Below are 9,931 nucleotides of genomic sequence, written 5' to 3' on the forward strand. Positions count from 1 at the left end.
GCCAAATCTACCCCAACTCGACTAATCTTCATCGCGGGTTCCTCCTCCTCGCTGGTGACTGTTGGACAGCACACTCAGTGTGGCACTTGATGCCGAAAGTGGGTGAGGAGGAGTCCATCCCATTGTTAATTGGGTAGAGCCTGTTTATCACGTAACTCATTGATTTTATTGGTGTCTTGGTACCGGAGGCCACAGCCCCGGCGAAATATCATGCAATCGCAATTTGTCTCAAAATCCTGAGAAAAATAGGACCAAAACGATCTTCGTTGTTTTAGCCCGTTTCAGGGTTTATCACCGTATCTCATCTTTTATGTTGTTACTATAGTAGTAACAACTGTAATTGGGGTCTGGAAAAGGATAGGCCCCGTGGCAAAGTGCAGGGCCCTAAGATCTGCCCTGATTGCCGAACAGTCCAAGGCCGTCACTTGGACTTTCCTTGTTCATGGAGATTTCTAGTCTATTCTACGATGCAACTCGCGCGGCCTATGTGCGTGGCGAGCTCATGCACAAGCGGCGCAAGCCGATGGCCGATTGGGCGAAGTTCCGCGATTCCAGCAGGACCGGGAACGACGGTAAAGTGGTCGCCATTGGTGAGCGCGGCTAACGACGCCATGTTTGCAGGCGCAGACTGGCTATGGTGGGGAGATCTGCAATACAAACCGCCCCGGCAGCTTAGCTACCCACAAATGGCACTTGCCTACTAAGGTGTGATTATCGAGCGCTCTCGCCCAACACGGGCTTGTCCCTAACAGCAACGTCCGCGGGCAGGACAAACCAGCGCAGGTGTTCGTGGGTGGGTGACAGCCTCAGATTGGCGGCCATTGTCGGGCGATCCCCCCGGATTAACTCGTATTCAGCCAGTTCCAGCTGTGCTGTCAACATTTAGGTGGCTAATCAGTTCCAAGTTAGAACTCGAGAGCTTCCTGGTCTCTGTCTTATCCTCTCCAACATTCGATAGATCAAGCTGTACAACCTTTTTGTTATATTCTCGACCGCTGAAATAGCTAACCCCATCCGGCCATCATCTCCCGGTGTGGGGAGAAACCTCGACCGCTGGCTCTAGGCGGGCGAGACCTAGCGCGAGAGCGCGGTCTGTGCCTGCTCTAGTGACAGGCAGTGGATTAGCAGCTGGTGGGCGAGGCCCGCCTCGCGGTGGACGTGCACATCTCCGTAGTTCGCGCTCCCCCTAACCTTCTGGTATGCCTCGAGGCGTGGGTACTCGACGATCGCGACGCTGTCCCAGGGTGGCTCGTCGTCGTCGCCAATCACGAGCGTATTGCAGCGCCCGTTCCAGACTACGCGCCCCCCGACACTGGCAATCAGCTTCGAGACGCCTTCGACGTAGATCGCGTAGGCCTGCTCTCCAGTCAGGTCGGTCATGTGGCCGTCCGCGTACTCCGCGTGCGGCTTGAACTTCAGCAGGTTCAACAGGTATACGGGCCCGTCCGCCGGCACCTGCGTGGCGAGCTTCTGGATCTGCTCCGGACGCGGCTTTGTAGCGGGCATGGTTTCTCCTTGTTCCGGTTGGGCAACCGCCCATAAAAGGGGGGTATTAGTTAAAAAATGTAAGTATCATTGCGCAATTATAGATAGATATGAAAAAATAATGCAATACGCGCATCTATAATGTGGAAAGTTGCGCGTTATCATCGTACTATCTGGCCGGCGCTTTACTTAACTTATGCGCACAATATAAACTATATTAATGCGCAAAAAAAGTATAATATAGAAAATTATTGAAAACTGCGTAGCGAAAATTACAATCTTGAACTCGAGGAGATACACCATGAGCGAATTTGATGTAGTCATCAGAAATGGCAGCCTGATTGATGGTACTGGTTCGACGCCGCAAGCGGGCGATATCGCCTTCACGGACGGTACAATCGCCGCCATCGGCTCATTCGAAGGTAAGGGCCGGCGAGAACTTGATGCGGAAGGATTGAGCGTCGCGCCTGGCTTTATCGACATCCACACGCACTTCGACCCGCAGCTCTGCTGGGATGGGCATGCGACGCCGTCGATCGAGCATGGCATAACCACGATCGTGACGGGCAACTGCTCGCTGAGCCTCGCGCCGATCCAGGACAGGCAGGCGGCAGACAGAGTCGTCAGCTTGTTTGGCGTGATTGAAGATATCAAGAAGCGCACCTTCGACGCAGCGGTACCCTTCACATGGCACAGTTTTGGCGATTACCTCAATCATATCCGACCGAAGCTCGGGATCAATGTCGGCGCTCTGATCGGGCACTCAATGATTCGGCTGTACGTCATGGGGGCGGCCAGTCAGGAACGCGTTGCAACGCCCGAAGAGATTGAACAGATGTGCGCGCTGGTCGAGGAAGCCATGGCTGCCGGTGCGTTGGGGATATCCAGCTCCTATGTCGATTTGGATGAAACAGGAAAGCCGGTGCCCAGCCAGTACGCGGACATTGATGAAAAAATTGCGCTGGCGAAGGCCATGGCGAAGAGTGGTCGTGGCATCTGGCAGATCGCGCCGTTCCTCCCCGATCTGAACCGCCAGCTCGACAACATACGTGAACTGGGCGAGATCAGCCTGGCCGCAGGTGTGCCCTGCAGCCTGCAGCCGGTCCTGAGTTCACCCCAATACCCTCATGCCGAAGCAATTATCGCTGGTTTCGAAGAACAACAGGCCCGGGGTGCGCGTGTGTTCGGGCAAGTGATGCCGCGCTGCTTTGATATGAACCTGCGCTTGACTGAAACCACCATGATGTTCTACTCATTACCGAGCTGGAAGGCGATCATGGATCTGCCAGCCAGCGAGCGCGCCGCGGCTTTTGGCGACCAGGGGGCACGAGACAGGCTTGTCTCGGAGGTGAAAACAGACAAGGGTTTAATGACTGTTGTGATGCCGTTTCTCATCGTCGGTCAGACCACCAGCGAGGCCAATGCAGCGTATAAAGGTCGAACGCTTAAAGATATCGCAAAAGCGGAAGGCAAGGAGATCGGAGAAGTCCTGCTCGATATTGCGCTCGCCGATAATCTGGAAACAGAATTCCAGTTGAGGAACGTGATCAATGCCAACAAGCCCGCGGTTGCAGAGCTGATGGATCACCCGCTGTGTCACGTCGGCGCATCCGATGCCGGTGCTCATGTCACCCAGTTCTGTGGTACCGGCGACACGACTCACCTGCTGGAACACTACGTCAGGGAAACCGGGCGCATGACGCTCGAGCGAGCGGTTCATCGCTTGACCGGCGAGCTTGCAGCCGACTGGGGTTTGAAAGACCGAGGCACTCTTGAAGTCGGCAAGGCGGCGGATGTTGTCGTGTTTGATCCGGCGACGGTATCGGTCGGCGAGGAAGAGTTTGTCGATGATTTTCCAGGTGAAGCTCGTCGCTACGTAAGAAGGTCGACTGGATATCACAGTGTGTTTGTCAACGGCGAGCTGGCCTACGATGAAAACGGCTACTCCGAAAATCTCGCAGGCAGAATAGTTTAACCGGCTGACCGGGCCACCTCGCAAACCACACAGGGGAGAGTTTATGGAAGCGTTCGCTTATGTCGCGCCCTCCAGCATTGACGAGGCCGTCGCAGAGCTGGCCAAGCATGCCAAGAAGGGCCACCGGGCACAGGTGCTCGCCGGCGGTACCGATCTGCTGGTGCAGTTGCGAGGTGCCGATATTGAGCCCCGGATCCTGGTCGACATCAAGAAAGTAGCCGAGACCAACCGGCTGCACCTTGGCAAGAACGAGATCTTCATCGGCGCTGCCATACCCAGCGCGGTACTGAACGAAAACACGGAGCTGGTCGAGTTGCTCCCAGGGCTGCTCGAGGCTGCCGACCTGATCGGCTCCACCCAGATCCAGGGACGCGCCACGCTGGGTGGCAACCTGTGCAACGCGTCTCCTGCTGGCGACACGATCCCGGCAATGATCGCCGTGGGCGTTAGTTGTGTCATTATCGGGGGCAAGGGGCAGCGCGAAATGCCGGTGGAGAAGTTTGTCCTCGGCGTCGGCAGAAATGCCCTCAAAGCAGGTGAGTTTTTGGTTGGTCTGAAGATTCCACGTCCCAAGAGCCGCAGCGCGGACGCTTATATGCGGTTCATTCCCCGCACCGAGATGGACATTGCCGTGGCTGGCTGTGGTGTCAGCGTCACCCTGGACGCCAAAGGACTATGCAAGGAGGCGAGAGTCGCCATTGGTGCGGTAGCACCCACCGCGATTCTGGTGCCCGCGGCAGCCAGGGCCCTGATTGGCACCACGCTGGATGACGCGGCGCTTGCCGCTGCTGCTGCGGCTTGTTCGGATGCAGCATCGCCCATTACTGACAAGCGCGGCACCATCGACTTCCGGCGCAAGGTAGTTGGCGTGCTCTGTCGCCGGGCCACTGCCATTGCCCGAGATCGGGCGCTCGCTCGCAAAGCTTTAGGAGTATGAAATGAATAAGATCCAGGTCATCACTTCAATCAACCACGAAGAAGTGGAATTTCTATGCGAGCCACAGGAGACGCTGCTGGACGTGCTGCGCGAGACGCTGGGCCGCACCGGCACCAAGGAAGGCTGCGCCACCGGCGACTGTGGTGCCTGTAGCGTGCTGGTGGACGACCGATTGGTTTGCTCCTGCCTGGTGCTGGCGGCGGAGACGGGGGGGCGTGAGATCACGACCATCGAAGGCATCGCCACCGAGGAGGGGCTGCATCCCATTCAGCAGAAGTTTCTTGATCATGCCGCCCTACAGTGCGGCATCTGCACACCTGGGTTGATCATCGCCACCAAATCGCTGCTGGACCGTCATCCGGACCCGGACGAAACCACCATACGCTACTGGCTGGCCGGCAATCTATGCCGCTGCACCGGTTACGACAAAATCGTTCGCGCCGTTCAGGACGTGGCCCGAGATCTAGCTGGCCCGGCCTGAACTCACGACTTATTGGAGACTTCAAGAAAGTGTCTGAATCAATTGATTACAAGTTAGTAGGTACCTCGCCTGTTCGCCCTGACGGGGTCGATAAGGTCACTGGACGAGCGCAGTACGGTGCGGACCTGAACCTGCCCAACCAGATCCATGGCAAGGTGCTTCGCAGTCCGTATGCCCATGCCCGGATCAAGCGAATCGACACCAGCCGTGCCATGGCGATGCCCGGCGTTTACGCAGTCATTACAGGCGAAGACTTCCCTCCGCCACCTGAACATGGAGACGTTGGCGGCGAGGCTGGCGGCTCCATCGGGGATCTCGCCAGGGTCATCATGGCCCGGGACAAGGCGCTCTATCACGGCCACGCGGTTGCCGCGGTGGCGGCCCGGTCACTGCGCATCGCCGACGAGGCGCTGGCGGCCATCGAAGTGGAATACGAGGTACTCGAGCCGGTGCTTGACCTCGATGCGGCGATGGCGCCAGGCGCTCCCCTGCTCGACGAGAACTGCTTTACCAAGAACCTTCCCGAGAAGACCGACAAACCGAGTAACATCGCCGAAGTCATGGTGCTCTCCCGGGGCGATGTGGATCAGGGCTTCGAGCAGGCGGACGTCATCGTCGAAGGCGAATACCGGATTCCGATGGCCCACCAGGGCTATATCGAGCCTCACGCCTGCATCGCCAACACCAATGAAGCGGGCCAGTCTACCGTGTGGTGCTGCACCCAGGCTCACTTCGACTTCCGCGCCATAACCGCCAAGGTGCTGAACATGAACGTGGCGGATCTGAAGTTCATCGCCTCGGAGATCGGCGGTGGCTTCGGTGGCAAGACGGTGGTCTATCTCGAGCCGCTGGCGGTGCTGCTGTCACTCAAGGCACGTCGACCCGTGAAGATGAAGATGACTAGGGAGGAGGTGTTCCGCGCCACCGGGCCGACGTCCGGAACTCACTGCAAGATTAAGGTCGGGGCCAAAAAGGACGGCACCCTCACCGCCGCGACGGCGTGGATGGCCTATGAGGCCGGCGCCTACGCCGGCTCGCCGATGGGTGCCGGAGCCATGACGGTCTTTGTGCCGTATGACCTAGAGAATTTCAAGGTCGAGGGCTACGAGGTTCTGCTGAACAAGCCCAAGGTGGGCGCTTACCGTGCACCCGGTGCCCCTCAGTCGATGCACGCCATGGAGTCGGCGATGGACGATCTGGCGCGTGAATTAAATATGGACCCCTTGGACCTGCGCCTGAAGAACGCAGCCGAGGAAGGCACCCGCGCACCCTACGGCCCCAAGTTTCCGGTGATTGGCCTGAAGGAGTGCCTGCGTGCAGCCAAGGCACACCCGAACTACACTCGTGCGCTGCCCGAGGGCGCTGGCCGTGGCGTTGCCGTCGGTTTCTGGTTCAATTTCGGCCTGCAGTCCAGCGCCGAAGTGCACATTAATGAAAACGGTACGGTGACCGTGGTCGAGGGCAACCCGGATATCGGTGGCTCACGCGCCAGCATGTGCATCATGGCCGCCGAGACCTTGGGCGTGCCATACGAGAGCGTGCGCACGCTGATAGGCGACACCGAAAGCACGGGCTTCTCGAACTCCACCGGCGGCAGCCGCACGACGTTCGCCACAGGCATGGCCGTGGTGCGCGCCTGCGAGGACATCATCGCCCAGTGTCGTGCCCGTGCGGCGGTCACTTGGGGCATCGACGAAGATCAGGTGCTCTGGGTGGACGGCCAGGCGATTCCCGCATCAGGCGTCAATGACGAACTCAAGCCGCTCAGTCTGGCGGATATCGCTGAAAACGCCGCCAAGACGGGCGGGCCGCTGCTCAGCCGCGCTTCACTGACGGCAAAGGGGGCTGGCCCCTCGTTCTCGGTGAACATTGCCGATCTGCAGGTGGACCGTGAGACCGGCAAGATCGACGTGCTGGCTTTCACCGCTATTCAGGATGCCGGTCGTGCCATCCACAAGGCGTATGTAGAGGGTCAGTTGCAGGGCGGCGCTGCCCAGGGGCTGGGCTGGGCGCTGAACGAAGAGTACATCTACAATGCTGACGGAATCATGGAGAACGCTGGGTTTCTCGACTATCGAATGCCGGTGGCTTCGGATCTGCCGATGATCGACACGCACATCGTCGAGGTGCCAAACCCCAGGCACCCCTACGGCGTCCGCGGCGTCGGCGAGACGCCCATCGTCGCTCCGCTCGCCGCGACTGCCAACGCGGTGCGTGATGCCATCGGCATCCGTATCCACGATCTGCCGCTGTCACCGCCGCGGGTGCTGGCCGCCCTGGATGCCGCCGGCGACTGAGATCGTCGGAGCTGCTATGGCACATGTAGTGTTTCCAGGTCACCTGCTCGCAGTCACCGACGGCGAGGCGGAGCTCGACGTGCCCGCCTGCAACGTTCGGGAACTGCTCGCCGCGCTGGAGCAGCGTTTTCCTGATGCGGGTGACGAGCTCAGGAAGAGCACGATTGCGATTGACGGATTAATCTGCCAGGACGCCTTTCTGGAAACCCTGCGGCCGGACAGCGAGGTGTTCTTCATGCCGCGCATCGCGGGGGGGTGAGTTCGCGCCCAAGGGTCCTCTTCAGTCTCCGATCAAACAATCAAGATCACGTCCGGCCAACGGTTCCTTTGGTTCTCATGCGAGGTCGCATACTTAGCTCGAGCGCGGAAAGACTCACACTTGACTCTTCATCCTGTGCGCGGCTGGAAATAGTCGCTCAGCGCCGCTCGTGAGGTCATGTAGTGAAATGGCAGGAACCAATGGCGCCCTCGAGGGTCGATTGATGTTCTAGGGTATAAAGTGCGCAAAATAAGAAATAGTCTGTTGCGCAATTCTATACGCGTATACTATTATTAAAATAAACACGCGATATAACTTCCGAATAATGGAGGAATTGACTTGTCAACGGCACCTGAAAAGCACCCAAACCTGGATTTCGATCCGGACGCCCTGCGCGAGAAATACCGCGAGGAGCGCGATAAGCGCCTGCGGACGGAGGGCAACGATCAGTATCAGGAGGTCGAAGGTAAGTTCGCACACTTCGTAGACGACCCCTACGTGGAACCGGGTTTCACGCGCGAGCCGCTAACGGATGAGGTCGATGTCATCATCATTGGCGGCGGTTTCGGTGGGCAGCTCGCCGCCGCGCGCCTGCGCGAGGCGGGGGTTCATAGCCTGCGCATCATTGAGAAGGGCGGCGACTTTGGCGGGACCTGGTACTGGAACCGCTACCCGGGTGCACAGTGCGACATCGAGTCGTACATGTACTTGCCGCTGCTCGAGGAGGTCGGTTATGTCCCGCGCGAGAAATACTCGTTCGGGTCGGAGATCAAGGCGCACGCGGAGCGGATCGGCAAGGCCTATGACTTGTACTCCTGCGCTTGCTTCCAGACCGAGGTGAAGGAGGCGCGCTGGGACCAGGAAGCAGGGCGCTGGACGATAAGCACCAATCGTGGCGACGCCATGCGCGCGCGCTTCGTGATTATATCGGGCGGTCCATTCAACCGGCCGAAGCTGCCGGGAATACCGGGCATCGAGGACTTCCAGGGGCACACCTTCCACACCAGCCGCTGGGACTACGCTTACACGGGCGGGGACGAGACCGGTAACCTGGACAAGCTCGGCGACAAACGTGTGGCCGTGATCGGCACCGGCGCCACGGCTATCCAGTGCATCCCGCACCTGGGTCGCGCGGCGCAGCAGCTCTACGTGTTCCAGCGAACGCCGTCTTCAGTGGATGAGCGCGGCAACAAACCCACCGATCCTGAGTGGGTCAGAACACTCGAGTCTGGCTGGCAGCGCCAGCGTCGCGAGAACTTCAGTGACGTGCTTGCGGGCGTGGCGGACGTGGACCTTGTGAACGATGGCTGGACCGACATCTTCCGCAAAATGCCCAACCTGCTGGCGCCGGGCCAGACCGACGGGTCGTTGGACCCGGAGGAGGTCGCGCGCGCCGTGGAGCTGGCGGACTTCGAGAAGATGAATCAGGTACGGGAGCGCGTGGACGCCACAGTCGAAGACCGCGAGACGGCCGAGGCGCTCAAGCCCTGGTATCGCCAGTTCTGCAAGCGCCCGACCTTCAGTGACGACTACCTGCCCACCTTCAACAGACCCAATGTTCAGCTGGTTGACACGCAGGGACGCGGCGTGGAGCGCATCACGCCGCGTGGCGTCTTCGCTAATGGTATGGAATACGAGGTTGACTGCATTATCTTCGCAACCGGCTTCGAGTTCGGCACCGCCTACACGCGGCGCCAGGGCTTCGAGATATGGGGTCGCGACGAGCTGGCGCTGACAGACTACTGGCAAGAGGGTCCGCGCACATTTCACGGGTATGCAAGCCGCGGCTTCCCTAACCTCTTCCACGTGGGGCTTCTGCAGAGCGGCTTCTCACCCAATTTCACGACCGTTGCGGACGATCAGACGCAGCACTACGCCTACATCATTCAGCAAGTTCTGGAACGCGGATACGAGCGCGTGGAGCCCAGCGCGCAGGCCGAACAGGAGTGGGTAAACACCATCAAGAACCTGTCGATCGACAGCCTGGAATTCTTGGAGGCCTGCACCCCCGGCTTCTTCAATAACGAGGGCAAGCCGCGGGCCGGCAACGGACCGGTCGAGAATCAGTACGGACCGGGCATCAACGCCTTCCACCGCCTGATGGGGGAGTGGCGCGAGGACGGCGATCTCAATGGACTCGAGCTCTCATAGGTCGGTCCCGCGTAGAGAGTCAGAGCCTTGAGCCGTCGGAAGCAGCGCAAGGTTCCGGCGCGCAGCTGGCATCCTAACCATCAAGAGTCATGCGGTATTCCGAAAAAAGACACGCATAAGTAGGATAAAACATTTGCATAATTTAATACGCGTATATTATTATTTAAAAAATAACGCAAGTGATCTATCCGAATGAGGAGGAACTCACTTGGCAACGGCATCTGAAAAGCACCCAGACCTGGACTTTGATCCGGACGCCCTGCGCGCGAAGTACCGCGAGGAGCGCGACAAGCGAATTCACCCTGATGGCAACGCCCAGTACGTTGAAATCACCGGACAACTCGCG

The 9,931-nt window shown here is 59.0% G+C and carries 8 protein-coding genes; 7 read left to right on the plus strand and 1 reads right to left on the minus strand.

The window, feature by feature from the left end:
- The first annotated feature begins 442 nt into the window (after positions 1–442).
- Entirely contained in the window at positions 443–604 is a 162-nt protein-coding gene (locus RJQ10_RS13275; protein WP_350147361.1) for a hypothetical protein, read from the plus strand.
- A gap of 470 nt (positions 605–1,074) precedes the next feature.
- Here RJQ10_RS13275 and RJQ10_RS13280 read toward each other — a convergent pair whose 3' ends face one another.
- The gene (locus RJQ10_RS13280) at positions 1,075–1,506 is read right to left on the minus strand and encodes a DUF1330 domain-containing protein (protein WP_350147363.1); all 432 of its coding nucleotides are present in this window, start codon (positions 1,504–1,506) and stop codon (positions 1,075–1,077) included.
- A gap of 280 nt (positions 1,507–1,786) precedes the next feature.
- Here RJQ10_RS13280 and RJQ10_RS13285 point away from each other — a divergent pair, with 280 nt between their 5' ends.
- The 6 genes from RJQ10_RS13285 to RJQ10_RS13310 all read left to right on the plus strand — a co-directional run bounded on the left by RJQ10_RS13285 (position 1,787) and on the right by RJQ10_RS13310 (position 9,585).
- Positions 1,787–3,460 (plus strand): N-acyl-D-amino-acid deacylase family protein, encoded by a 1,674-nt coding sequence (locus tag RJQ10_RS13285; protein ID WP_350147365.1) that lies wholly within the window; start codon positions 1,787–1,789, stop codon positions 3,458–3,460.
- A 43-nt stretch (positions 3,461–3,503) separates the two neighbouring features.
- Positions 3,504–4,397: an FAD binding domain-containing protein gene (locus RJQ10_RS13290; RefSeq protein ID WP_350147367.1), complete on the plus strand. Its 894-nt coding sequence runs from the start codon at positions 3,504–3,506 to the stop codon at positions 4,395–4,397.
- A 1-nt stretch (position 4,398) separates the two neighbouring features.
- Positions 4,399–4,878 (plus strand): (2Fe-2S)-binding protein, encoded by a 480-nt coding sequence (locus RJQ10_RS13295; RefSeq protein WP_350147369.1) that lies wholly within the window; start codon positions 4,399–4,401, stop codon positions 4,876–4,878.
- 29 nt (positions 4,879–4,907) lie between these two features.
- On the plus strand, positions 4,908–7,175 hold the full coding sequence (locus RJQ10_RS13300) for a xanthine dehydrogenase family protein molybdopterin-binding subunit (protein ID WP_350147371.1): 2,268 nt from the start codon (positions 4,908–4,910) through the stop codon (positions 7,173–7,175).
- Positions 7,176–7,191: 16 nt separating this feature from the next.
- Positions 7,192–7,434: a MoaD/ThiS family protein gene (locus RJQ10_RS13305; protein WP_350147374.1), complete on the plus strand. Its 243-nt coding sequence runs from the start codon at positions 7,192–7,194 to the stop codon at positions 7,432–7,434.
- 339 nt (positions 7,435–7,773) lie between these two features.
- Positions 7,774–9,585, plus strand: coding sequence for a flavin-containing monooxygenase (locus tag RJQ10_RS13310; protein WP_350147376.1), 1,812 nt, complete (start codon positions 7,774–7,776; stop codon positions 9,583–9,585).
- Positions 9,586–9,931: the final 346 nt, after the last annotated feature.

Source organism: Haliea sp., from assembly GCF_040222615.1.
GTDB lineage: Bacteria > Pseudomonadota > Gammaproteobacteria > Pseudomonadales > Halieaceae > Haliea.

What these genes read in the sequence shown, in the direction of transcription:
- RJQ10_RS13275 (WP_350147361.1), top strand. Translation starts at nt 443, where the DNA reads ATGGAGATTTCTAGTCTATTCTACGATGCAACTCGCGCGGCCTATGTG.
- RJQ10_RS13280 (WP_350147363.1), bottom strand. Translation starts at nt 1,506, where the DNA reads ATGCCCGCTACAAAGCCGCGTCCGGAGCAGATCCAGAAGCTCGCCACG.
- RJQ10_RS13285 (WP_350147365.1), top strand. Translation starts at nt 1,787, where the DNA reads ATGAGCGAATTTGATGTAGTCATCAGAAATGGCAGCCTGATTGATGGT.
- RJQ10_RS13290 (WP_350147367.1), top strand. Translation starts at nt 3,504, where the DNA reads ATGGAAGCGTTCGCTTATGTCGCGCCCTCCAGCATTGACGAGGCCGTC.
- RJQ10_RS13295 (WP_350147369.1), top strand. Translation starts at nt 4,399, where the DNA reads ATGAATAAGATCCAGGTCATCACTTCAATCAACCACGAAGAAGTGGAA.
- RJQ10_RS13305 (WP_350147374.1), top strand. Translation starts at nt 7,192, where the DNA reads ATGGCACATGTAGTGTTTCCAGGTCACCTGCTCGCAGTCACCGACGGC.